Origin of the sequence: Streptomyces sp. NPDC017993 (assembly GCF_044328065.1) — a bacterium.
Classification (GTDB): Bacteria; Actinomycetota; Actinomycetes; order Streptomycetales; family Streptomycetaceae; genus Streptomyces.
The window spans coordinates 455,217-477,941 of record NZ_JBIRGO010000004.1 but is presented as its reverse complement, the minus strand read 5'-3'; the positions used below and the strand labels follow the sequence as shown (position 1 = coordinate 477,941).

The following is a 22,725-nucleotide window of genomic DNA, read 5'->3' as shown; positions in this document are numbered from 1 at the left end:
ATCTTCCTGACCCGGGTGTCAGGACCGCGTCACCGTGTCGGTAGCGTGGTCGGGTGAGCGAGAAGACCCTGCAGCACCGGATCGACGGCCCCGACGACGCCCCCGTACTCGTACTGGGCGCCTCTCTCGGGACCACCTGGCACATGTGGGACCGGCAGATCCCCGAACTGACCCGCCACTGGCGCGTCATCCGTTTCGACCTGCCCGGTCACGGCGGCTCGCCCGCCCACCCCGCCTCCTCCATCGCCGAGCTGGCCGACCGCCTGGTCGCCACCCTCGACGCACTGGGAGTGGACCGCTTCGGCTACGCCGGCTGTTCCATCGGCGGCGCGATCGGCACCCAGCTGGCGCTCACCCGCCCGCACCGGGTCACCTCCCTCGCGCTGGTGTCCTCCTCCGCCCGCTACGGCACGGCCGACGCCTGGCGCCAGCGCGGTGTGGTGATCCGGACGAACGGGCTCGACCCGATCGCCCGCACCGCCCCCGAGCACTGGTTCACCACGGGCTTCGCGGGCGCCCAGCCCGCCATCGTCGAGTGGGCCGTCCAGATGGTGCGCACCACCGACCCCGGCTGCTACATCGCCTCCTGCGAGGCCCTGGCCTCCTACGACGTGCGGTCCTCGCTCAGCCGGGTGGGCGTGCCCACGCTCGTCGTCGCCGGCTCCGAGGACCAGGTCACGCCGACCACCGACGCCCGCACCCTGGTCGCCGGCATACCCGACGCCGGCCTCGCGCTGGTGCCGGGCACCTCCCACCTCGCGCCCGTCGAGCAGCCCGCGGCCGTCACCGACCTCCTCATCCGGCACTTCACCACCGCCTGGAACGACAAGCCGGGCGCCGCAGGACAGGCCGCCATAGGCGCCGCCGCCCCCAAGCCGCAGATCGCGCCCCCGCCGCCCCCGATGGCGCCGCCCGCCGCCATCGAGTCCGGCCTCGCCCAGCCGGCCCAGGTCCGCGGCGGTACGTACGAGCAGGGCATCAAGGTCCGCCGTGAGGTGCTCGGCGACGCCCACGTCGACCGGGTCGAGGCAGCGGCCGACGACTTCACCGGCGACTTCCAGGACCTCCTCACGCGCTACGCCTGGGGCGAGACCTGGAGCAGACCCGGTCTCGACCGCCGCACCCGCAGCGTCATCACGCTCACCGCGCTGGTCGCCCGGGGGCACCAGGAGGAGCTGGCGCTGCACACCCGCGCCGCGCTGCGCAACGGCCTCACCCCGTCGGAGATCAAGGAGGTGCTGCTGCACACCGCGGTCTACTGCGGCGTGCCGGCCGCGAACTCCGCCTTCCGGGTCGCCCAGCAGGTGATACGGGAAGAGACCACGCCGGAGGGCTAGGCAGGGCTTTGCGGACACGCCGGGGGCGTCTCCGCCCGGTGGGGCTGGGCCGGCCCGAGGGCGGTTCGCGCGCCTAGCTCGCGTCGGCCGCTTCGGCGGTGAATTCGACGGCGACGTCGTACAGGCTCGGGTTCGCCGTGACCGGCAGCTGCTCATCCTCACGCGCGGCGCGGGTGCGCTCGCGGAACCCGGGGTCCGCGGTGGCGGCCTCCCATGCCTCCTGGCTCTCCCAGTGGGCCACGTTGACGAGCTGGAACCGGCTGTCGGACGTACGGGCGCGGTGCAGCCGGGTGTCGAGAAAGCCCGGCTTGGTGCTCATGAGCGCCGCCCGCTGCTCCCACCGGGCGACGAACGCGTCGACGTGTTCCGCGGCTACTTCGAAGACGTTGATGAAGGTGACGGACGAGTTCGTCGGGGTCGCCTGCCGGCTGTCTATGACCATGGGGCGACCCTATAGGCGGCCGGTAACTGCTCACCGGCAGGGGGGAGTTGGACGCACCGGCTGCTGCGAAGCGACGGGGCCTGGCCCCGTCGGTGGGGGCCCGGTCCGCCCGGGGAGACGGTGACGGGTGGAGCCGTCGGGCGGCGATCCGGCGGCCGTGCGCGGCAAGATGGCAGGTATGGAACTCACGAAGAAGACCCATGCCTGTGTCCGGCTGGAGAAGGACGGGCGGACACTCGTCATCGACCCGGGTGTGTTCAGTGAGGAGGACGCGGCCGTCGGCGCGGACGCGATCATGGTCACCCATGAACACCCGGACCACTTTCACGAGGGCCGGCTGCGGGCGGGCATGGAAGCCAACCCCGCGGCCGAGATCTGGACCCTGGCGAGCGTCGCCGACCAGCTGTCGGCCGCCTTCCCCGGCCGGGTGCACACGGTGGGTGAGGGCGACACCTTCTCCGCCGCCGGCTTCGACGTCGAGGTGCACGGCCAGCTGCACGCCGTCATCCACCCCGACATCCCGCGTGTCACCAACGTCGGCTATCTGCTGGACGGCTCGGTCTTCCACCCGGGCGACGCGCTGACCGTGCCCCAGGGCCGCAGCGTCGACACCCTGCTGCTGCCGGTGCACGCCCCCTGGAACAAGGTCGCCGAGATCATCGACTACGTCCGCGAGGTCGCGCCGCGGCGGGCCATCGACATCCACGACAGCCTGCTCCAGGACCACGCGAGGCCGATCTACGACTCCATGATCGACAAGCTGGGCGGCACCGACCACGGCCGTCTCACCCCGGGCACCCGCACCGGTCTGGGCTGACTGTCAGACCCTCGCTGTAGGTTACGGATATGCGCATCGCGACCTGGAACGTCAATTCGATCACCGCCCGCCTCCCGAGGCTGCTGGCCTGGCTGGAGCGCACCGGCACGGACGTGCTGTGCATCCAGGAGACCAAGTGCTCGGCCGAGCAGTTCCCGAGCGAGGCCCTGCGGGACCTCGGTTACGAGGCCGCGGTCAACGCCGACGGCAGGTGGAACGGCGTGGCCCTGCTGTCGAAGGTCGGCCTGGAGGACGTCGTCCTGGGCCTTACCGACGGCCCGGGGTACGAGGGCGTGCAGGAGCCGCGCGCCATCTCCGCGACCTGCGGCCCGGCCCGTGTCTGGTCGGTGTATGTCCCCAACGGCCGGGAGGTCGACCATGCGCACTACGCCTACAAGCTCAGCTGGTTCGAGGCGCTGAAGGCGGCGGTCGCCGAGGACGCGGCGGGCGACCGCCCCTTCGCGATCCTCGGCGACTACAACGTCGCACCGACCGACGAGGACGTCTGGGACCCCACTGCCTTCGAGGGCGCCACCCATGTCACGCCGGCCGAGCGCGCGGCGCTGGCCGGGCTGCGGGAGGCGGGCCTGTCGGACATCGTGCCGCGCCCTTTGAAGTACGACCGGCCGTACACCTACTGGGACTACCGCCAGCTCGCGTTCCCCAAGAACCGCGGTATGCGGATCGACCTGGTCTACGGCAACGCCCCGTTCGCCAAGGCCGTCTCGGATGCCCATGTCGACCGCGAGGAGCGCAAGGGCAAGGGCGCGTCGGACCATGCGCCGGTCGTCGTGGATCTGGACGTCTAGAGCCTGTCCGAGCCTGCGGTGACGGACGTGTCACCGCAGGCCGACCAACGGGGAGGCCGGCCCCTGGTCGGCGTGGCCTCGATCTTCCACCTGCTCGCTCACCGGGCCGGCGCCCGTGCCCGCAAACGCGCCCTCCGAGGTGCCGGCGCGAGCAGTCCCGCCATACTCCCGCCGGCCGGATGCACCCGCCCTGCTTTCGCCCCCCACGGAGCCTGCGTCCCGAGGGAAGGGGCGTGGTCCGGGGCGGCCGCATCCGCCCAGGCGAGCGACCACCACCCTCGGTTCGTCCGACTTCATCCTTTCCGCGCGTAGGCTGCCCGCGCTGACCATTCGTCACGAAAGGAGAAGATTGTGACCTCTCGCCTGAATCCGTACATCACCTTTTCCGGGGAAGCGAAGCAAGCCCTGGAGTTCTACCAGGAGGTCCTCGGCGGCACCCTGAACGTCAACACCTACGGCGACTTCGGCAGCGAGGCGCCACCCGGATTCGCCGACAAGGTCATGCACGGCCAGCTGGAGAGCCGGAACGGGTTCACCCTGATGTGCGCCGACAATCCGCCCGGGTCCGACCACAAGCCCGGAAACAACTTCGCGGTGAGCCTCAGCGGCGACGACGCGGATGAACTGCGCGGCTACTGGAACAAGCTGTCCGACGCCGGCACCGTGTCCGTCCCCCTGGAAAGGCAGATGTGGGGCGACGTGTTCGGCATGTGCAAGGACCGCTTCGGCATCACCTGGATGGTCAACATCAGCGAGCAGCAGAGCTGATCCGGACGTCGGTGACAGGCCCGGGGCCCGTCCCGCGAAGATCCGCCGGACGGACCCCGGGCGCGTCTGCCGCTGCCGGCCCGGCCTCAGTACCGGGTGGGCACCAGTGCGGCGAGGTCCACCGCGTCGCCCAGCGCCTTCAGGCCCGCGTCGCCGGGGTGGAGGTGGTCGCCGCTGTCGTAGACGGGCAGCATCCGCTGGGGCCGCTGCGGATCGCGGAGTACGGCGTCGAAGTCCAGCACGGCGTCGAAGACCCCGCCGTTGCCGCGCAGGAACGCGTTGACCGCCTGCCGCCGCTCGTCGACCGCAGGCAAGCAGTCGGCGTAGCCCTCACAGGGGGCGATGGTGGCCGCGACGACCCGCAGTCCGCGTTCGTGTGCCCGCCGGGCGATCGCCCGCAGCCCCGCGATCACCTCGTCCGCCGAGGTGCCCCAGCGCACATCGTTGATGCCCTCGAAGACCACGACCGTCCGCGCCGACGGCTGCGCCAGCACATCGCGCTCCAGCCGGTGCTGGGCACTCACGCCGCCGGTGTCCGTGCTCACCCCGTCGCCCTGATAGCGGTCGGTGACGATGCGGTTCGCGGAGATGCCGTGGTTGATCACGCCGTAGCGGGGAAACCGGTCCTGCGTCTGGAAGCGCCGGGCGAGCACATCGGGCCACCGCCGGTTGGCGCCGCTCGTCGACTTGACCCCGTCGGTGATCGAGTCGCCCAGCGCCACGATCGATCCCGGTCCCGAGCCGACATCGACGCCGGTCAGGAACGGCCAGATGGTCATGGTCCCCGGGAAGGCCCCGCCGTCCCGGTCGCCGGTCCTGTTCCCGCTGCCCGGCGCGCTCAGATAGGACTGCTGGGTGGCTTCCTGGTGCACCGGGGCCGCCGCCACCGTCCCCGGAAGATGGATGCTCACCAGCAGATTGGTGTCCGCCGGCACGGTGAAGTCCACCGGGTCGCTGAAGGCCTCCGACCCGGCCGGTATCCGCGCGCCGGTGTGCCCGTGGCGGAAGGTCAGCGGCACCGGCGCGGCATCCGCCGCGGCGCCCGCGCCCTGCACCGCCACGCTCGCCGCGCCTATGTCCACTGGTGCCGCCGCGAAGGTGTTCGCCAGCCGTATCCGGGCCCGGGGCCCGCCCGCACCGGCGTGCACCACGAGCCGCAGCGTGCGGTCCTGCCACGGTCCGACGGCCCGGTAGCCGGCGGTGCTCGCCGCCCAACTCCCGGTCCTGCCCTGCCCGGTGTCCCGTACGGACAGCGCGAACACATGGAGGGCGCCCGCCCCGTCGGCCTGTCGTGGCAGCACCACAGAGGCGACCTCCTGGCCGGCCCGCAGCGGCACGCTCACCGCGTACAGCCGCGCCGGCCCGCCCTGCTGCCCGTCCGTGCCGTTGATGTGCGGCAGTGCCACCGCCTTGGTGCTCAGCAGGCCCGACCGCCAGTCGGGCGCGGTGAGTTCGAAGCCGCTGCGCGATCCGTCCCGGTAGCGCACGGTGCCGTTTCCGGTGACGCCGGCGCCGCTCCCACCGGTGCCGGCGACAAGGAAGGTGAGTGCGTCACCCCGCCCACGCAGCGACACCGCCTGACCGTCCGCGACCACGTTGTCCGCGGCGCCGGACGCCCGGCGCGGCCATTCCAGCCGTGCGCCGTCGATCGTCAGTGCGTTCCCCGGCGACCAGCCGGCCGCGGCCAGGTCCTGGGCGGACAGCGAGTGCCCCGCCCCGTCGAAGTCCGCCTCGCCGGGTCTGGAGTTGTCGCTGACGGCCGCATTGTCGAAGAGCTTGGCCAAAGGCAACGGAGCGGGCGGCCGTTGTGCCCGCCCGGCCGTCGCGGCGACGGCGGTGCCGGCCGGCAGCGCGGTCGCGGTGAGCAGGAGTGTCAGGGCGGTGCCCCATAGTCGTACGCGCATCTCTGCGCTCCCTCCGGGTGGCGCCAACAGGCAGGTGCAGTACTGCGATCCGGCCATTCCGCGAGGGGCAGGGGGACTCCTGCGGATCCAGCTGATCCGATACGAGTGCCATGAAAGTAGGGAGGCCGGGAGGGGGCGTCAAGGTGACGATCGGGTCACCGTCATGCCGCGCGCCTGTGGCCGGGGTCCGGGGGTGGGTGGGACCCTGCAGACCATGAACATGTCTTTTCTGGACAGGTGGCGCAAGCGCCTGCACGCGGAGCACCCGGTGCCCCTCGCGGACTCCGTGCGCGCCGACCCGGGCAGCGTCGTCGAGCTGCTGTCCGAGTGCGAGCTGCTGCGTGCCCAGGCCGACGACGCGGGAGTGGAACTGGATGATTCCGCGGCGTCGTTGGAGGCACTGGACCAACTGCAACCGGTCTGGCGGGACGATCCGGAAGTGGTGCCCTGGCTCGGCAACGACGCCGGCCTCTACCTCGGCACCGTCCTTGTGCGCACGGTGCACGGCGCGGTCTGGGAGGTGCGGTCGGACGGGCAGCCGGTGGTCCGGCTCGCGTCGGGGCGGGAGATCGATGTGGTCGCGGTCGGGCATGCGTGGGCCGACGTCGGGGCGCCCGAGCTGTCCCAGGTCTACGCCGAGGTCGCGGAGAGCTGAGCCGCGCCGGGGACCGGGCGCGGCGCGGCGGTCCCGGCGCGTGCGCTCCGGTGCCGGACCGGTCGTCCATCCGCCCCAACAGGTTCATTCGTCGCCCTGGTTTCTCCCCCTGTCTCCGCGCCTCCGTGCGTGTCAGTAGGAAAACGCCCCTTTCATCCCGGTAGGTTGCGGGCTCTCCGCTGTACGGATGAGAGTGGGCAGGTCTGCATATGGCCGGTGATGCGCTGATTGAGCTGCGCGGGGTCAATAAACACTTCGGAAAACTGCATGTCCTGCGGGACATCGACCTCACCGTCGGCCGCGGTGAGGTGGTGGTGGTCATCGGCCCCTCCGGGTCCGGGAAATCCACCCTGTGCCGGGTCATCAACCGCCTGGAACCGATCGAGTCGGGCACCATCACGCTGGACGGCAGGGCGCTGGCGGAGGAAGGCCGCGCGCTGGCCCAGTTGCGCGCCGAAGTCGGCATGGTCTTCCAGTCCTTCAACCTCTTCGCGCACAAGACGGTGCTGGCCAATGTGATGCTGGCGCCGATCAAGGTCCGCAAGAAGAACAAGGACGAGGCCGCCAAACGGGCCCGCGAACTCCTCGACCGGGTCGGTCTCGCCTCCCAGGCCGACAAATATCCGGCGCAGCTCTCCGGCGGCCAGCAGCAGCGCGTCGCCATCGCCCGCGCGCTCGCCATGGACCCCCAGGCACTGCTCTTCGACGAGCCGACCTCCGCGCTGGACCCGGAGATGATCAACGAGGTGCTGGAGGTCATGCGGCAGCTCGCCCGGGACGGCATGACGATGGTCGTCGTCACCCATGAGATGGGCTTCGCCCGTTCCGCGGCCAACCGCGTGGTCTTCATGGACGAGGGCCGCATCGTCGAGGACCGCACCCCGGAAGCCTTCTTCACGGCGCCCGAGAGCGACCGGGCGAAGGACTTCCTCTCCAAGATCCTCAAGCACTGAACGGGGGCGCTGCGATGTACATCCACTCCCTGCGCCTGCGCCGCGCCCTGGCCGCGGTGGCTCTCGCCGCGCTCGCGCTGGCCACCGGCGGCTGCGGCAAGGAAGGCAGCCCGCCGGTCAAGGGCCCCGAGGGCAGCGAGCTGCCCCAGTACAAGGTCGCGACGAACTTCCAGTTGCCCGATTCCCCGACCTGGGAGAAGGCCAAGCGCCGGGGCCACCTCGTCATCGGCGCCAAGGAGGACCAGCCGTACATGGGGGAGAAGGACCCGGCCTCCGGCGTCTACACCGGCTTCGACATCGAGATCGCCAAGATGATGTCCGCGGCCCTCGGCTTCCCCCCGAAGACGATCGAGTTCAAGACGATCGCCTCGGCCAACCGCGAAACGGCCCTGCAGAACGGCCAGATCGACCTCTACGTCGGCACCTACACCATCAACGACATGCGCAAGAAGCTGGTGGGCTTCGCCGGCCCCTACTACATGGCCGGCCAGTCGCTGCTGGTCCGCACGGACGAGAACGACATCAAGGGGCCGCAGGACCTGGCCGGCAAACGGGTCTGCTCGGCGGCCGGCTCGACCCCGTACCAGCGCATCCAGGCCGACTACCCCAAGGCCGATCTGATCGCCTACGACACCTACTCGGTGTGCGTGGACAACCTGCTGACCTTCCAGGTCGACGCGGTCACCACCGACGACGCCATCCTGCTGGGCTACGCCGCCAAGGTGCCCGACGAGCTGAAGGTGGTCGGCAAACCGTTCTCGGAGGAGCCCTACGGCGTCGGGGTCCCGCGCGGCGACAACGCGCTGCGGTTCGCCCTGGACGACGCGATCGTCGCGTCCGAGAAGAACGGTGACTGGAACAAGGCGTACGACGCGACTCTGGGGCTGTCCGGAGTTCCCGCACCGAAGCCGCCCCCGGTCGACCGCTACCCGGCGAGCTGAGGAGCAAGGACCTAACCGATGAACGTTCTCTTCGACAATTGGTCCCTCTACGGGGAGGGCCTGCTGGGCACCGTCGAACTCACCGTCTTCGCCTCCCTGCTCGCGCTCGTCGTCGGCTTCCTCATGGCGGCCTTCCGCGTCGCGCCCGTCGGCTCGCTGCGGGTCTTCGGCACGGCGTGGGTGACGGTGCTGCGCAACACGCCGCTGACGCTGCTGTTCTTCGCGGTCGTGCTGGGTCTGCCGCGTTTCGGGCTGGTGCTGCCCTTCAAGCTGTTCGCCATCCTCGCGCTGGGCTGCTACACCTCGGCCTTCATCTGCGAGGCGGTGCGCTCCGGCATCAATACCGTGCCGGTCGGGCAGGGCGAGGCGGCCCGCAGCCTGGGCATGACCTTTCCGCAGACCCTCGGGGACGTGGTGCTCCCGCAGGCGTTCCGGTCGGTCATCCCGCCCATCGGCTCCACCCTCATCGCGCTCGCGAAGAACTCGGCGATCGCCGGCTCGTTCAGCGTCGTCGAGCTGCTCGGCGTCTACAAGCCGCTCAACGAGCTGGGTTACAGCATCATCTGGACCTTCATCTGGATCGCCGTCGGCTATCTGATCGTGACCCTGACCATCAGCGCGCTGTTCAACGTGCTGGAGAAGCGCTTCGGAGTCGCCCGATGACCACCGCCCTCTACGACGTCCCGGGGCCGAGGACCAAGCGGCGGCATCTGTTCTACGGTCTCGCGTCGACCGTGGTGATCCTCGCCCTGATCGGCTGGATCATCTACCTGCTCTTCGACACCGGCCAGTTCGTCGCCGAGAAGTGGACCCCCTTCACCTACAAGGGAATTCAGGAACTGTTGCTCAAGGGCCTGGGCAATACGCTCAAGGCGTTCGGCCTCGCGGCGGTGCTCTCGGTGGCCCTCGGCGCGGTGCTCGCGGCCGGCCGGCTCTCCGAATACCGGGTCCTGCGCTGGGTGTGCACCCTGCTGGTGGAGTTCTTCCGCGCGATGCCGGTGCTGGTCATGATCTTCTTCATCTACGTGGCGCTGAAGGTCGAGCCGCTGCCCGCCCTGGTCGCCGGGCTGACCCTCTACAACGGCTCGGTGCTCGCCGAGGTCTTCCGTACCGGCGTCAACTCCGTCGACCGTGGCCAGCGGGAGGCGTCCTACGCGCTGGGCATGCGCAAGACCCAGGTCATGACGCACGTCCTGGTGCCGCAGGCGGTGCGGGCGATGCTGCCGACGATCATCAGCCAGCTGGTGGTGGCGCTGAAGGACACCTCGCTCGGATTCCTGATCACCTACGAGGAGTTCCTGCACGCCGGCAAGCTCATCGCCTCCAACCTCGACTACGACCTGCCGTTCATCCCCGTCGTCATGGTCATCTCGCCGATCTACATCGGGATGTGCATGCTGCTCTCCTGGCTCGCCAACTGGGTCTCCAGGCGACAGAAGCGCAACCCGAAGGTGGAGGCCACGGACGTCGGCGCCCCGGAGCCGGGCTCGCTGCTCCCGGGCGGCCACAAGAGGCCCGCCGGCTGAGGACGACGCAAGCGCGGCGATCCGGCCCTTCACGAGAGCCGGACCGCCGCGTCCGCGGAGCGCTCAGCGTCCGGGCCCGCGCCTCATGCGCCGGGGCCGCAGACCCCGTCGCAGGGCAGCCGCAGCGCCTGTCAGTCGCGAACCGGCACCGTCACATACGACGGGTCGCTCGCGGGGGAGGAGAACGACAGCCGGGCGCCGCTCGGGTTGTGCTCGATGTACAGCGGGTCGACGGTGTCCACGACGACCGCGAGCCGGTGCCCGGCCGGCACGTCGTACGCCGTGGAGAACAGCTCCAGGTCGACGCCGAAGGGCTGGTTCGGGGTCTTGCCGTGGAAGGTGAACGGTGCGTGCGTGACCAGCTTGCCGATGCCGAGCGGGCCGACGTCGTAGAGGTAGGCGATGCCGGTGCCGCTCTCCGCGTTGCTGGTCACGGTGGTGTGCAGCCGCGTGGTCCCGCGCACCCGCTGCTCGCTCTCGTAGCGCTCGGACTGCCAGACGGCGGCCAGCGAGCGGGGCAGCAGCGGGATCGAGGCCATCGGCGGCAGCTTGAGGAACTGGTCCAGCATGCTGGACAGGAAGATCAGCCCGCCGTTGGCACCGGAGTCGAGGTTGGCGCTGATCCGCTTGGTGTCGTTCAGCTCGATCCTGCGCTGCGCGGACGGCACCTCCTTCCAGCTCGGGTAGCCCTCGTACGCCCCGGTCGAGCGGGACTTGAGCAGCACCGGCGACTCCCGGTCGATGCCGTTGTCCACGCCCTTGAGGTAGTGGTCGAACCACCGCTTGGTGTTGGTCCAGGTGTCGTTGGGCAGCCCCAGCAGGCCGAGTCCCTCGGCGGTGGCGTGGTCTCCGGGGCGGAACTCCAGCCGCTTGGGACCCTTCAGCTTCTCGTAGAAGTCGGCGTACTGGTTGGGCGGGAACAGCGAGTCGCCCCAGGCGTTGCCGAGCATGATGGCGGCGCCGTTGTCGTTGATGCGGTCGAGGTAGGTGGCGGGGGAGCGCTTCTTTCCCCACGCGATCATGTCCTCTTCCTTGTCCAGGTTCGAGGCGAGGAAGTCCTTGAGGATGGTCTGGAGTTCCTCGCTGGGGCGCCCGGTGAGCGCGCCCGCGCCGCCGAGCATCGCGGTGGCCTGGAGGTGCTGGGTGCGGCCGCTGTAGATGGAGCCGATCAGGTCGGCCCAGCCGCTGAGCGCCGCGACCACCTTGATGCGCTTGTCGAACGCGGCGGCCAGCAGGCTGATCCCGGCGCCGTAGGAGACGCCGCCCATGCCGACCTTCTGCGGGTCGGCCGGGGTGTTCGCCAGCGCCCAGTCGATGACCTTCGACGCGTCGGCGATGTCCTGCGGACCGGCCGTCTCTATCTTTCCGCCGGACTGCCAGAATCCGCGTGAGTTGTATCCGACGACGACATAGCCGGCGTCGGCCAGCTTCTTTGCCTGCGCCATGTATTCGACCTGCGGCATCGCCCAGCTGGTGGGCAGCACGATGACCGGGTAGCGCCGGGTGCCGTCCGCACCGGCCGGCGTGAAGACATTGGCCTTGAGGGTGGTGCCGCCGTCCCCCGTGATGTCGACGAACTTCACGGACGAGGTGGCGGCCGACGCGGCCGAGGCGGGGGCCGACGTCACCGTCGCCGCGTCGGCGGTGGTGGGCGCCGTGGTGAGCGCCGTGGTGGCGAGCACTGCGGCGGAGACGGTGCCGACGGCGGCGCGCAGAGTCGTGCGGGAGGGCGTCATCTTCTGCTCCAGATCTCGATGCGAACCGCCGGACGCTGTCCGGAGACAGGAGGGGCATCCGTCGACTCGATGTGAATGGAGAGTAAAGTCCGCCTCTTACCCGAGGTAACCCGTCGGTAGGTTACGGGTGGGTAACGTCGCTGCGGCGAGGGGGAGTCGGCGCGAAAGGCCGGTGAGTGGGGTCATGGCGCGCCGAGTTGATGTCACGCTCCGTCAAGGGGCGAGGGCTCCGGCGGAACCGTGTCCTTGCGTCCACTCATCCTTCCTGGGCAAGGGTCGAGGAGAGGTCGGACGGGGGAGCGGTGCCGCACACGCCGTTCGACGAGAGTGAGCGCCGCATCTGGGCGGGCAGCGCCGAGGCATACGCGGCCGGGTTCGGCAGGCTCTGCGCCCACCCGGTGCCGCAGCTGCTGGATGCCGCGAACGTCGGCGCAGGCACCCGCCTGCTGGACGTCGGGACGGGTACCGGGATCGCCGCCGAGGCGGCCTGTGCCCGTGGCGCGCGCGTGACCGCTGTGGATGCCGAGCCCGACATGGCCGCCGGCGCCGCACATGCGCTCCCGGGCGCGGCGGTCCAGGTCGCCGCACTGCCCCATCTCCCTTTCCGTAACAGGGTGTTCGGTGCCGTCGTCGGCAACTTCGTCCTCAATCACGTCGGGCGCCCCCTGGAGGCCCTCGGCGAACTGCGGCGGGTGACGCGACCGGGCGGCCGTATCGCGCTGACCATCTGGGCGGCCCCCGGCGCACCGGGGCAGGCGCTGCTCGGCCGCGCCGTACAGGCGGCCGGCGTGACCCGCCCGCCGTACCTGCCCGCCCTCGCCGCCGAGGACGACTTCCCGCGCACCGCCGACGGCTTCGCCGAGCTGCTGCGCGCCGGCGGCATGGCAGATGTGAACTGCCTGCCGCTGCGCTGGGACCAGTACGCCACGCCGGAGGAGTGGTGGCGCGGACCGGCGGCGGGGGTGGCGACGATCGGCCGGATCGTGACCGCTCAGCGCCCGGAGGTGATCGAGCGCATCAGGCGCGGCTTCGTCGAGCTGAGCCGCGAGTTCGCCGGCCCCGACGGCCGTCTGGCGCTCCCCCACGCGGCGCTGCTGGACTCGGGCCGGGTGCGCTGACGGAGGATGCGGGGGCTGCGCGACCGGGTGGGCGGGACGGGCGCGGCGGGGTGCGCTCCTGGAACCACCGTCACGCGGCCGGCGCGGGCGTCGGTCAGGCCGGTTCCGGCCGGCCGAAGAGCAGGTCGTAGCCCGGCGGGAGTTGGAGCAGAATGCGCCGCATCAGCTCCTCGTCCGCCGCGTCGGCGACCACGCTCAGCACCGCGCCGACATCCCACTTCGCCGTCTCCTCCGTGGCTCCGTCGACCCACGCCGCCGTCGCCCGCACGAACCGCTGCGCGTCGAGCGGCTCGGCGGCCGGCAGCGGGTTGAGCAGTACCGGTGCGCAGGTCTGCGGAAGCCGGGCGGCCAGCTCGGACCTCTCGGAACCCACCACATGCGCACCCAGGAGCCCGAGCACCACGCGGGCCGCCCGTTCGGCTTCCTGTCGTGAGGGGTATTCACCGCGCTCCTGGACGGCCGACAGGAACGCTTCCCACTTCATCACCATCTCGGCTCCCCTTGGTCTGCGGCCGCCGTCGTAGGCGACGCGCATGGCGACACCACGTATCACTCTCCCCGACAAAGTGGACAAGCGTCGACTCGAGGTCCCGCGGCGGTGCGCCACTCACCGCGGCAGAGGGCGGTGTCTCCCGCGTCCACCCGTTCGGCCGTAGCCATCCGGGCGGCCCCAGGGCCGCTCGGACCGCTGGTGGACCGCCCCGCGCCGCCGGGACCCGCCAGGTGCGCTGGCCGGTGCGGGCAGGGCGAGAGACCCTCGTGCCGAGGGCCTGCCACAGCCGCGGACAGGTGGCGATCCCCGTCGGGCGCGTGGGGTTACCGGCCTGATCACGGGTACTCGGGTGTTCCCCAGCAACGGTAGAGAGGTGAGACCAGTGAGCCACTCCACTCACCACCACCCGAACGGCACAGGTGCGCACTCAGTGGGTGAGTTGGTCCAGCAAGCCTCCGAGCAGCTCTCCACCCTCGTCCGCCAGGAAATGCGGCTGGCGCAGGCGGAGCTGACGCAAAAGGGCAAGCGCGCCGGGATCGGCGGCGGGATGCTCGGCGGCGCCGGGGTGGTCGGCTTCGTGGCGCTGCAAGCGCTGGCAGCCGCCGCCATCGCCGGGCTCGCGCTGGTGGTGCCGCTCTGGGGCGCCGCTCTGATCGTTGCCGGGGCTCTGCTCGTCGTGGCGGGTGTGCTTGCGCTGGCAGGCAAGAAGGAGGTCCGCCGAGCGGTTCCGCCGACCCCGGAGCAGGCGATGAGCAGTGTGAAAGCCGATGTCGAGGAGATCAAGGGAAGGGCACGACGATGACGAGCACTCCTGACTCAGGCGGTCCCGACGCGCAGAGCCCGGAGGAGTTGCGCGAGCAGGTGGCACGCACCCGGGAGCACCTCGGCGACACGGTCGAGCAGCTCGCCGCCAAGGCCGATGTGACGGGCCAGGCCAAGCACAAGGCGGCCGAATTGCGGGACCGGGTGCAGCAGAAGGCGGACCGGGCCGCGCACGTGGTCCAGGAGAAGACCGCGCACGTCTCCCACACCGTCCAGGAGAAGACTCCGGAGCGGGTACGGGTGGCCGCCGAGCGGACGGGCCCCCGCACGTCCGGGGCGGCCCTCGCGGCGGGTGCGGCGGTGCTGCTGGCGTTCCTGTGGCTGCGAGGGCACCGCGGCGGGAAGAGGTGCTGACCCATGGTGAAGCTGCTCTACAAGCCGCTCTCCCTGCTGTTCGGGGTGCTCGGCGGTGTGGTGGCAGGCGCCCTCTTCAAGCAGCTGTGGAAGCTCGTGGCCGGTGAGGAGGACACGCCGGACGCGACCGACGAGGACCGCCGCTGGCGCGAGGTGCTGCCGGCGGCCGCGCTGCAAGGCGCGATCTTCGCCCTCGTGAAGGCTGTCGTGCACCGCGGCGGCGCCGTGGGCGTGCGCCGGGTGACGGGCACCTGGCCGGGCTGACGCGCCCGGCGAGGGAGAACGGGGAAGCTGCCGATGCCCCGGTGACGAGCTGCGTCACCGGGGCATCGGCAGCTCGAGTGCGGGCCGAGTCCTGGCCTGCCGATTCGCCGCGCCGGCGCGGCGAAGTGGTCAGCGGGAGTGGGCTGTTGACATCCGGCGGTTCGGTGGTGGCGTCCTGCGGTGCGTACGGGCGTCCTGTGGTGGGGCGGAGGCGGGTGGGCGTCAGCTGCCGCTCATCAGGTCTGCGAGGCCCGCACGCAGGTCCTCGGCGTTCATCACCGGCTGGAGCGAGATCTTCGCGTTCAGCTCCATGAAGAACGATTCGAGCAGGACCGGCATCTGCGACGCGTCCCGCATGTCGAAGTAGAAGAACGCGGAGCGGTCACCGTCGTCGACGGTGAAGTAGGCCGCCTCGGGCTTGAGCTCGGCCATGGCCGACTGAATGACCTTCTGGAGCTTGCCGTCCTTGATCGCTTCGTTGCCTGCATCGGTCGGGATTCGCGCTTTGAGAACCATCCTCATCGAGCTCACTCCTCGCGCAGTCGCGGTGAACCGGAGCTCGGGGCGCTCGGCGCGCTCGCGGGTAGGACCGGTCGCACCGTTCTCAGGATCTCACGGCCCGGACGCGGGGGATAATGCGCCGCCGCGCCGGGCCGCACCTCGCGCGGCGTGCCGTGTGCGGGTGCCGGGGCGGCGAGCGGGGTCAGGGGCGTCCGGACGGTGGGACCTCTTCGCCCGCCGGCACCGGGCCCGGGGGAGTGCCGTCGCCGAACGGCCTGCCGCCCAACTCCTCGCGGTAGTGCGGGGTCAGCCAGCCGAACATGTCCGGCCCGAGAGGGACGATGCCGTTCGGATTGATGCCGGTGTGCACCCGGTGGTAGTGCTGCTTGATGTGGTGGAAGTCGACGGTGTCGCCGAAGCCGGGCGTTTGGTAGAGATCCTTGGTGTACGCCCACAGCACCGGGTCCTCGGCCAGCTTGAAGCGGTTGCACTTGAAGTGACCGTGATAGACCGCGTCGAAGCGCACCAGCGTGGTGAACAGCCGGATATCGGCCTCGGTGATGGTCTCGCCCACCAGGTAACGCCGCTGCGCCAGCCGGTCGGACAGCAGCTCCAGCCGTGTGAACACATCCCGGCAGGCTTCCTCGTACTCGCTCTGACCGGTGGCGAACCCCGCGCGGTACACCCCGTTGTTGACGTCCCGGTAGACGGCGGCCATGACCTCGTCGATCTCCGCGCGCAGCGGCTCCGGATACAGGTCCGGCGCTCCCGGCCGGTGCAGGGCCGTCCATTCGGTCGCGAAGTCCAGGGTCACTCGGTGGTAGTCGTTGGTGACGAGTTTCCCGCTGGGGACGTCCACGACGGCGGGCACGCTGACCCCGTTCGGATAGTCCTTCTCTCGCGCGTCGTACGCCTCGCTCAGGAAGCGGATACCGAGGACCGGGTCACGGCCGTCCGGGTCCAGGGTGAAGCGCCAGCTGCGGTCGTCCTGGACCGGGTCGGCGATGGCGAGGGAGAGGGCGTCCTCCAGGCCGAGCAGTCGCCGGGAGATGACGGCGCGGCTCGCCCAGGGGCAGGCTCGGCTGACCGCCAGTCGGTAGCGCCCGGCCTCGACCGGCCAGCCGTCGCGGCCGTCAGCGGTGATGCGGTCCGCGAAGTGGCTCTTGGACCGCTTGAACGGCCTCCGGCCGTACTCCGTGTTGCCGTCCGTCCTGGTGTCGCTGTCGGTGGGCTGGGCCATCGCCCGCTCCTTCCCGTGCGCGGATGCTCGACGTGTGCTGCGCTACCTGTTTCCCTCTGAGGCTTCCCGTTCACTGTGAGCCTTCCCGGAGATGTGGGGGTATGCCACCTGGCCCGGTGGCAAGGTTCGGCTCCGCGGGGACGGGCAATTCGCCCGGAGCGCGGGATATGGTCGCGGCATTTCTCGGAGTCGTGCGTGCCGGACGCGATTCTTTACGAAGGTAATAATCGGCACCGGCCGGTAACCGGGCCGGCGGCCCTACAATCGATCGATGATCAAGAAAGTATTCGGTGCGGCCCTCGCCGGCGCCGCGCTCCTCATACCGGCCGTCAGCGATACGGCAACCGCCGGCCCCGCACCCTCCGGTATTCCGGCATCCGGAATTCCGTCAGCCGAAAGTCCGGGCCGATCGAAGGCGGCCTCGCGGGACGAGGAATGGCGGCGCGTGGGTGACGGGATCACCGCGGGAATCAGCGGCCTGGCGGCAGCCGGCAGGCACGGCGGCACCGCCGACGCCCTCGCCGTGCGCGACAACAAGAAGCCCGGCGAGAACCGGCTGGTGGCCGTCTGGTACAGCCCGGACGCGAAGCCGCGTGCGCACGAGGTGACCTGGCGCGGGGAGCAGCCGGTGGACCTGGAGGCGATCGACGCCGTGCCGGGCCGGGACGGCACGTATGTGGCCGTGTCCAGCAGCGGTACGGCATATCTCATCCAACGGGAAATCCAAGGAGAGGCGCAAGAGGAAACCCAAGGAGAAGGTGACACGGTGCGCGTGCTGCGCACCACCCGTCTGCCCGGCGTCTCCGCGGACGACAATTACGAGGGATTCGCCCTGATCGCCGTACAGGGCACCATTGCCGCGGTCTGGGCGGATCGCGGACAGGATGACCGCCCCGGTAAACTCACGGCGGCCGAATGGAATCCGCGTACCCACACATTCGGGCAGCGGGATTCCAAGGAATTCCGGGTGCCCTACCCCACCCGGGACGTGCGGCATATTTCCGATGTGAAGGTCGCCGCCTCGGGCGCGCTGACGGTCTCGTCGGCTTCCGACCCGGGCGACGACGGGCCGTACGACTCCGCGCTCTACGACGCCGGCCGGGTCCTGGTCGGCCGTGACGGGGACGTCCGCCTGTCGCTGCCCGCGAAGCCGCACCGGCTCGCCACCTTCCCCGGGCACAAGATCGAGGCGTTGCTCTGCCTGCCCCGGTCCCGTGAGGGGATTCTCGGCACGGACGACGAGAACGACGGCGGATCGCTCACCGCCGCGGCGCTCTGCCGCCCGTGAGCTGAGGCAGCCGAGGGGCAGCCGTCCCTGCCTCGCGGCTGCGGTGGGCGAGCCGCGGCCCGCCCGCGCACATGCCGGTCCGTATCAGCCGAGACGGGTCAGATCGGGGCGCAGCCGGTGCCAGACCGGGTGGCGCAGCCGGCCCGCCGAGGTCCAGCCCGACAGGGTGATCTCGGCGACGAGCCGGGGCTCGACCCAGTGCGCGTCCGGGAGGTCCACGGGGTTGGCGAAGGGGGAGCGGGGGCGTGCGAGCACGCCCAGATAGTCCGCGAGGTCCCGGCGTTCCCGGTCCGACAGCCCAGAACCGACGGACCCCACGAAGCGCAGCCCGGTCGGCTCCTCGACGCCGACCAGTACGGCGCCCGGCAGCCCGCCGAGGCCGCCGTGGCCTTCCACCCAGCCGCCGATGACCACATCGAGCGTCACCACATGCTTGGTCTTGCGCCACTCGGGTGAGCGGACCCCCGGCGTGTAGAGGGACGTCAGCCGTTTCGCCACCACGCCCTCGATGCCGCCCCGCAGCGACGCCTCCCAGGCATCCTGCCCATGCCCCACGACGTGGGCGGGCACCGACCAGTTCTTGCCGCGGAGGCCCAGACCGGACAGCACGGCGCGGCGCTCGTGGTACGGCGTGCCGAGCAGCGACTCGCCCAGGTACATGAGATCGAACAGCACCAGATGGACGGGGTGTTCCATCGCCAGCCGGGCGGTGCGGCGCGGGTTCACCACGCCCATCCGGCGCTGCAGCAGCCCGAAGTCCGGGCGGCCCCGGGCGTCCAGCACCACCACCTCGCCGTCGAGCACCGCGGGGCGCCCGCGCAGCTGTGCGCCGAGGGGCCCCAGTTCGGGATAGGTCGAGGTCGCGTCGTTGCCGGCCCGGGTGATCAGCCGCACGGAGCCGTCACCCGCGGTGTTGACGACGCAGCGGGCGCCGTCCCATTTGGCCTCGAACGCCCAGTCCGCCTCCTCGTACCCGGCCGGCAGCGGCGCGATGGTGGCCAGCATGGGCCGGATCACGGGGTAGGGGGCAAAACCACCCGCGGCGGTCGGATCCATATTTCCATGATCGGGTGCGGTGCGGGCATGCGCAGTTCGACGGGAGGGCGCCCGCCCGGGAGGCTCCCGGAGCCCTCCGGCGTGTCTCTCTCAGCTGTTCCCCTCAGCCGTCCACCCGGCGTGCGCAGGGCCGACGTCGAGCAGCGCCAGTTCCTCGCCGTCCAGGCGGAGGTCGGCGGCGGCGATGTTCTCCTCCAGATGGGACACGCGTGTCGTACCGGGGATGGGGGAGACCGCGACGCCCCAGACGTCCGCGCGGTGCTGCACCCACGCCAGCGCGACCTGGCCGGGGCGTACCCCACGGCGCCGCGCGAGCGCCCGCAGCCGGCCGGGCAACTCTTCGTAACCGGGGGCGGCTTCGGCGAGCCGCTTCCGCGCGGTGTCCGCGTCCCCGCTGAGCAGACCGGCGCCGTGCGGGCAGTACGGCACCACCCCCACCCCCAGCTCGGCGGCAACCGGCACCATCTCCTCGATCCGCCGGCCGCACAGCGACCACTCGGACTGCACCGCCGCGATCGGGTGGACCGCGTGGGCGGCCCGCAGCTCCTCGCCGGTCACATTCGACAGCCCGAGGTGGCGCACCTTGCCCGCCGTGACCAGCTCCGCCATGGCGCCGACGGACTCCTCGACCGGCACGGCGGGATCGGGCTGGTGCAGGTAGTAGAGATCGATGAAGTCGGTGCCCAGGCGGCGCAGGCTGGCCTCACAGGCGACCCGCACGTATGCGGCGTCGCCACGCAGCGACCATTCGTCCCCGGTGCCGCGGACGACTCCGAACTTGGTGCACAGCACGGCATCGTCGCGGCGGTGGCGCAGTGCCCGTCCGACGAGTTCCTCGTTGGCGCCCTTGCCGTACATGTCGGCGGTGTCCAGGAACGTGGCGCCGAGATCCAGTGCCCGGTGGATGACGGCCTCCGGGTCGCTTCTGCCCCCGGAGTCGTGCGCCGACCGCGCGGCCAGCCGCATACAGCCGAACCCCTGCACGGGTACGGTCAGCCCGGTCGTGCCCATCGGTACGGTGCGCATCGTTCCCCCTCGTGTCCCCGCCCAGCAGTCGTACGGTGTTCCGTCGCGCGGCCGGGGCGATGGCGAGCACGCTAGCGGCCCGGGCTCCACACGCGATCGCTTTCCGGAACACTCCGGGGCGGGCGGAGGGGCCGGAGAGCCCCGCGGCTCACCGCTCGCCGGAGTGCTTCTTGGCCTCCGGCGCCTTCTCCTCGTCGCCCTCGGTGTCGATGTGCGGCAGGATCCGGTCCAGCGGGCGGGGAGTCCACCACGCCGCCCGGCCGAGCAGCGTCATCACCGCGGGGACCAGCAGCAGCCGGACCACGGTGGCGTCGATCAGCACGCTCACGGCCAGGCCCAGGCCGAGCATCTTCACCACGATGTTGTCGCTGATGATGAAGGCCGCGAAGACGCTCACCATGATCAGGGCGGCACAGGTGATGACCCGCGCGGTGATCTCCAGGGCATGGGCCACGCTCGCCTTCGCGTCGGCGGTACGCAGCCACGCCTCGTGCACCCGCGACAGCAGGAAGATCTCGTAGTCCATGCTCAGCCCGAAGACGATCGCGAACATCATCATCGGGACGTAGCTCTCGATCGGCACGGTCCCGGAGACCCCGAGTTCGGGTCCGCCCCAGCCCCACTGGAAGACGGCCACGACCACCCCGTAGGAGGCGGCGATCGACAGGACGTTGAGCACCGCCGCCTTCAAGGCGACCAGCAGACCGCGGAAGACGATCAGGATGATGAGGAAGGCGAGGGCGACGACCACGGCGATGATCAGCGGGAGTCTGCTGGAGACGATGTCCAGGAAGTCCACCTGGGCCGCGGTCGTGCCGGTCACATAGCCGTGCGCGGCGGTGCCCCGCACGGCCTGCGGCAGTACGTCGTCGACCAGGTGGTTGGTCAGGCGCGTGGTCGTCTCGTCCTGCGGTGCCTGGGTGGAGTACGCGGTGCCGACGAGCGCGTCGCCGTCCGGGGTGGCCTTGAGCGGGGTGATGGTGGCCGCCCCGGGCACATTCGTGAGCGCCTTTCCGGCCTGCGCCGCCAGCGCGGCGCGGTCCGCCTGCGGAACCCCGGACTGGTCGATGACCAGTGTCAGCGGCCCGTTGGAGCCGGGACCGAACGCGGACGACATCAGGTCGAAGGCGCGGCGGTCGGTGAACGACTTCGGATCGGCGCCGTCGCCGATATGGCCAAGCTGGATGGAGAAGACCGGAATGGCCAGGACGGCCACGACGGCCACCCCGCCCGCCAGGAACCACCAGGGGCGCCGCTCCACCCGCTGCGCGTACCGGTGCCAGGTGCCGCTCTCGGGGGCGCCCGGCTCGGTCTCCGTCTCCGCGACGGGCCTGCGGACCCGGAGGCGGTCGAGGTGCCGGCCGATCAGCCCCAGGAACGCCGGCACCAGGGTGAGCGCGCCGAGCACCGCGGAGATCACGGTGACGGCCGCCGCCACACCCAGCTTGGAGATGAAGCTGACACCGGAGACTGAGAGACCGGCGAGCGCGACGATGACCGTGCAGCCGGAGACGAGGACGGCCCGGCCGCTGGTGGAGACGGCCCGTCCGGCGGCGCCGACCGGATCGGCGCCGTCGATGAGGTGCTGCCGGTGCCGGGTGATCAGGAACAGCGCGTAGTCGATGCCCACGCCGAGGCCGATCATGGTGGCCAGGGTCGGGGAGACGGTGGCGAAGGTGAACGCGGCGGCCAGCAGTCCCAGCGCCCCCAGCCCGCAGACGACGCTGAGCAGCGCGGTCACCAGTGGCACCGCGGCGGCGAGGACGCTGCCGAAGCCGATCAGCAGTACCAGGATCGCCACCGCGAAGCCGATCAGCTCGCTGATCCGGTCGTTGGCCTTCGGGCGGGCCAGTTCGCCCAGCGTTCCGCCGTACTCCACGTCGACACCGGCGGAGCGCAGCGGCTGCACGGCCTTGTCGACGCCGTCGAGGTAGCCGGAGCCCAGGGTGGAGGGCTGTTTGTCGAAGCGGATCGTGATGTAGCCGGTTCTGCCGTCCGAGGAGAGTGGGCCGACGTTCGGCGTGCCGGGCGGCGGCGCCTGCGGCTTGGAGCCGGGCGGGGGCAGTGGGCTCTGCGCCGACAGGACGTCCGGCAGTTTCCCCAAGGAGGCGACGGCGCCGGAGATCTGGCCGCTGAAGGCGGCGAGCGGCTGGGAGCTGTCGTGCAGCACCACCTGGCTGTTGTAGCCGCCGGCCTTGGGGTCGTGCGCCTGGAGTACGTCCAGGCCCTTCTCCGATTGGCTGCCGGGGAGGGTGAAGTTGTCGGAGTAGCCACCGCCGTAGGCGTGCTGGAGAACCTGTAGCCCGGCGAGGGCCGCCAGCCACAGCGCGATGACGACCACGCAGTGCCGCGCACACCACTCACCCAGGCGCCGCAGTCGGCCTTTGGAGCGCGCGCCGCCGGGCGGGGTGGGGCTGGTCGGAGTCTTCGGCAACGGCATGGGAGCTCCCGACGAGGACCGGCGCTCGACGGGCCGCCGCGGTCTGGTGGTGCTCGTGCGGGCGCTTCCCGGGAGGGAGCGTCCGGCGTGAGCGCATCGGACACTCTGCATTCAAAGCCCGTTCGACGACCGTGGCACGCCCACGCGGTGAGACGGGTGGTGGTGCGCCGACCGGGGGCGCGGCCCGGCTCCTCGCCGCCCCGTTTCCTTGCACCGGACCTCGGTAGCCGCGCCC

The 22,725-nt window shown here is 71.0% G+C and carries 23 protein-coding genes; 14 read left to right on the top strand and 9 right to left on the bottom strand.

What is annotated here, in order from left to right:
• Nucleotides 1–53 precede the first annotated feature (53 nt).
• The gene (gene pcaC / locus ACH4FH_RS09465; protein ID WP_398555167.1) at nucleotides 54–1,337 is read left to right on the top strand and encodes a 4-carboxymuconolactone decarboxylase; all 1,284 of its coding nucleotides are present in this window, start codon (nucleotides 54–56) and stop codon (nucleotides 1,335–1,337) included.
• A gap of 73 nt (nucleotides 1,338–1,410) precedes the next feature.
• On the opposite strand, the gene ACH4FH_RS09460 is transcribed toward pcaC, so the two are convergent.
• The gene (locus ACH4FH_RS09460) at nucleotides 1,411–1,779 is read right to left on the bottom strand and encodes an antibiotic biosynthesis monooxygenase family protein (RefSeq protein WP_398555166.1); all 369 of its coding nucleotides are present in this window, start codon (nucleotides 1,777–1,779) and stop codon (nucleotides 1,411–1,413) included.
• A gap of 178 nt (nucleotides 1,780–1,957) precedes the next feature.
• On the opposite strand from ACH4FH_RS09460, the gene ACH4FH_RS09455 reads away from it, so the two are divergent.
• From ACH4FH_RS09455 to ACH4FH_RS09445, 3 genes are all read left to right on the top strand, one after another.
• Nucleotides 1,958–2,596 (top strand): MBL fold metallo-hydrolase, encoded by a 639-nt coding sequence (locus ACH4FH_RS09455; RefSeq protein ID WP_398555165.1) that lies wholly within the window; start codon nucleotides 1,958–1,960, stop codon nucleotides 2,594–2,596.
• 29 nt (nucleotides 2,597–2,625) lie between these two features.
• On the top strand, nucleotides 2,626–3,405 hold the full coding sequence (locus ACH4FH_RS09450) for an exodeoxyribonuclease III (RefSeq protein WP_398555164.1): 780 nt from the start codon (nucleotides 2,626–2,628) through the stop codon (nucleotides 3,403–3,405).
• A 351-nt stretch (nucleotides 3,406–3,756) separates the two neighbouring features.
• Nucleotides 3,757–4,173, top strand: coding sequence for a VOC family protein (locus ACH4FH_RS09445; RefSeq protein WP_398555163.1), 417 nt, complete (start codon nucleotides 3,757–3,759; stop codon nucleotides 4,171–4,173).
• Nucleotides 4,174–4,259: 86 nt separating this feature from the next.
• Here ACH4FH_RS09445 and ACH4FH_RS09440 read toward each other — a convergent pair whose 3' ends face one another.
• On the bottom strand, nucleotides 4,260–6,077 hold the full coding sequence (locus tag ACH4FH_RS09440) for an SGNH/GDSL hydrolase family protein (protein WP_398555162.1): 1,818 nt from the start codon (nucleotides 6,075–6,077) through the stop codon (nucleotides 4,260–4,262).
• 214 nt (nucleotides 6,078–6,291) lie between these two features.
• Between ACH4FH_RS09440 and ACH4FH_RS09435 the strand changes: the two genes are divergently transcribed.
• The 5 genes from ACH4FH_RS09435 to ACH4FH_RS09415 all read left to right on the top strand — a co-directional run bounded on the left by ACH4FH_RS09435 (nucleotide 6,292) and on the right by ACH4FH_RS09415 (nucleotide 10,152).
• Entirely contained in the window at nucleotides 6,292–6,732 is a 441-nt protein-coding gene (locus tag ACH4FH_RS09435; RefSeq protein WP_398555161.1) for a DUF6278 family protein, read from the top strand.
• A 209-nt stretch (nucleotides 6,733–6,941) separates the two neighbouring features.
• Nucleotides 6,942–7,685, top strand: coding sequence for an amino acid ABC transporter ATP-binding protein (locus ACH4FH_RS09430; RefSeq protein ID WP_398555160.1), 744 nt, complete (start codon nucleotides 6,942–6,944; stop codon nucleotides 7,683–7,685).
• Between the two features lie 14 nt (nucleotides 7,686–7,699).
• Complete coding sequence (locus ACH4FH_RS09425; protein ID WP_398555159.1) at nucleotides 7,700–8,626, top strand: glutamate ABC transporter substrate-binding protein; 927 nt, start codon at nucleotides 7,700–7,702, stop codon at nucleotides 8,624–8,626.
• Between the two features lie 18 nt (nucleotides 8,627–8,644).
• Nucleotides 8,645–9,289 (top strand): amino acid ABC transporter permease, encoded by a 645-nt coding sequence (locus ACH4FH_RS09420; protein ID WP_398555158.1) that lies wholly within the window; start codon nucleotides 8,645–8,647, stop codon nucleotides 9,287–9,289.
• Nucleotides 9,286–10,152: an amino acid ABC transporter permease gene (locus ACH4FH_RS09415; RefSeq protein ID WP_398555157.1), complete on the top strand. Its 867-nt coding sequence runs from the start codon at nucleotides 9,286–9,288 to the stop codon at nucleotides 10,150–10,152. The genes ACH4FH_RS09420 and ACH4FH_RS09415 overlap by 4 nt, the downstream gene beginning before the upstream one ends.
• Before the next feature lie 131 nt (nucleotides 10,153–10,283).
• Here ACH4FH_RS09415 and ACH4FH_RS09410 read toward each other — a convergent pair whose 3' ends face one another.
• Nucleotides 10,284–11,888, bottom strand: coding sequence for an alpha/beta fold hydrolase (locus ACH4FH_RS09410; RefSeq protein ID WP_398555156.1), 1,605 nt, complete (start codon nucleotides 11,886–11,888; stop codon nucleotides 10,284–10,286).
• Nucleotides 11,889–12,190: 302 nt separating this feature from the next.
• Between ACH4FH_RS09410 and ACH4FH_RS09405 the strand changes: the two genes are divergently transcribed.
• Nucleotides 12,191–13,006, top strand: a complete 816-nt coding sequence (locus tag ACH4FH_RS09405) for a class I SAM-dependent methyltransferase (RefSeq protein ID WP_398555155.1) — start codon at nucleotides 12,191–12,193, stop codon at nucleotides 13,004–13,006.
• 94 nt (nucleotides 13,007–13,100) lie between these two features.
• On the opposite strand, the gene ACH4FH_RS09400 is transcribed toward ACH4FH_RS09405, so the two are convergent.
• Nucleotides 13,101–13,496 (bottom strand): DUF2267 domain-containing protein, encoded by a 396-nt coding sequence (locus tag ACH4FH_RS09400; RefSeq protein WP_398555226.1) that lies wholly within the window; start codon nucleotides 13,494–13,496, stop codon nucleotides 13,101–13,103.
• A 385-nt stretch (nucleotides 13,497–13,881) separates the two neighbouring features.
• Between ACH4FH_RS09400 and ACH4FH_RS09395 the strand changes: the two genes are divergently transcribed.
• From ACH4FH_RS09395 to ACH4FH_RS09385, 3 genes are read left to right on the top strand one after another with little or no spacing between them, the layout of a single operon-like run.
• Complete coding sequence (locus ACH4FH_RS09395; RefSeq protein ID WP_398555154.1) at nucleotides 13,882–14,301, top strand: phage holin family protein; 420 nt, start codon at nucleotides 13,882–13,884, stop codon at nucleotides 14,299–14,301.
• Nucleotides 14,298–14,675, top strand: coding sequence for a DUF3618 domain-containing protein (locus ACH4FH_RS09390; protein WP_398555153.1), 378 nt, complete (start codon nucleotides 14,298–14,300; stop codon nucleotides 14,673–14,675). The genes ACH4FH_RS09395 and ACH4FH_RS09390 overlap by 4 nt, the downstream gene beginning before the upstream one ends.
• A 3-nt stretch (nucleotides 14,676–14,678) precedes the next feature.
• Entirely contained in the window at nucleotides 14,679–14,939 is a 261-nt protein-coding gene (locus ACH4FH_RS09385; RefSeq protein ID WP_398555152.1) for a DUF4235 domain-containing protein, read from the top strand.
• A gap of 222 nt (nucleotides 14,940–15,161) precedes the next feature.
• Here the strand turns inward: ACH4FH_RS09385 and ACH4FH_RS09380 are convergent, their stop codons facing one another.
• Nucleotides 15,162–15,461: a hypothetical protein gene (locus tag ACH4FH_RS09380; protein ID WP_398555151.1), complete on the bottom strand. Its 300-nt coding sequence runs from the start codon at nucleotides 15,459–15,461 to the stop codon at nucleotides 15,162–15,164.
• A gap of 181 nt (nucleotides 15,462–15,642) precedes the next feature.
• Nucleotides 15,643–16,680 (bottom strand): glutathione S-transferase family protein, encoded by a 1,038-nt coding sequence (locus ACH4FH_RS09375; protein ID WP_398555150.1) that lies wholly within the window; start codon nucleotides 16,678–16,680, stop codon nucleotides 15,643–15,645.
• Nucleotides 16,681–16,951: 271 nt separating this feature from the next.
• On the opposite strand from ACH4FH_RS09375, the gene ACH4FH_RS09370 reads away from it, so the two are divergent.
• Nucleotides 16,952–17,968, top strand: coding sequence for a hypothetical protein (locus tag ACH4FH_RS09370; protein ID WP_398555149.1), 1,017 nt, complete (start codon nucleotides 16,952–16,954; stop codon nucleotides 17,966–17,968).
• Nucleotides 17,969–18,052: 84 nt separating this feature from the next.
• On the opposite strand, the gene ligD is transcribed toward ACH4FH_RS09370, so the two are convergent.
• The 3 genes from ligD to ACH4FH_RS09355 form a co-directional block, all read right to left on the bottom strand.
• Entirely contained in the window at nucleotides 18,053–19,024 is a 972-nt protein-coding gene (gene ligD / locus ACH4FH_RS09365; protein WP_398555148.1) for a non-homologous end-joining DNA ligase, read from the bottom strand.
• Between the two features lie 90 nt (nucleotides 19,025–19,114).
• The gene (locus ACH4FH_RS09360) at nucleotides 19,115–20,050 is read right to left on the bottom strand and encodes an aldo/keto reductase (protein WP_398555147.1); all 936 of its coding nucleotides are present in this window, start codon (nucleotides 20,048–20,050) and stop codon (nucleotides 19,115–19,117) included.
• 148 nt (nucleotides 20,051–20,198) lie between these two features.
• Nucleotides 20,199–22,490, bottom strand: a complete 2,292-nt coding sequence (locus ACH4FH_RS09355; protein ID WP_398555146.1) for an MMPL family transporter — start codon at nucleotides 22,488–22,490, stop codon at nucleotides 20,199–20,201.
• Between the last annotated feature and the right edge of the window lie 235 nt (nucleotides 22,491–22,725).